The sequence below is a fragment of the Mesorhizobium sp. Arg314 genome (genome assembly GCF_053714275.1).
In genome coordinates this window covers 1-487 of sequence record NZ_JBSKBP010000248.1, presented here as the reverse complement: position 1 = coordinate 487, position 487 = coordinate 1, and the positions used below count along the sequence as shown (strand labels likewise).

Below are 487 nucleotides of genomic sequence, written 5' to 3'. Positions count from 1 at the left end.
GCCGCGGTCGGCCTGCGTTTTGCCTGGTTTTTTCTGATGACGCATGGCTACTGGGTCGATCCGGACATCGGCGACGCTGTCGCCGACGCCCTGCGCGCCGGGCGCGTCCGCCTGTCCAACCAGGATGCGGCGGTGCTGCTCGCCTGGGCCGACAACAAATATCTGTTTTGAGCCCGGCCATGGACGCGCGTCTGCCCAAGCCCGCTTCCGACGACACGCTGCGTCGTGCCGCGGCGCTCGATGCCCTGGACGCCGTGCTGCCGTTTGGCCGTCGTGCAATCCTCGCCGAGATTCTGACCGACGATGATGTCGACACGCTACGCCACCTTGCCACGCAAGGCATGGGCGACAATTCCTTGCGCGCGCTGGCCTCGGATCTCGGCTATCTCGAGGCCTGGTGTCTTGCCGCGACCGGTTTTTCGCTGCCTTGGCCCGCGCCGGAGGCTTTATTGATAAAATTCGTCGCCCATCATCTGTGGGATCCGGT

Annotated in this window: 1 pseudogene; it reads left to right on the top strand. The window is 64.9% G+C overall.

What is annotated here, in order from left to right:
* Positions 1-179: 179 nt before the first annotated feature.
* Positions 180-487: pseudogene (locus ACWGS9_RS35325) on the top strand (integrase); the annotation flags it as partial.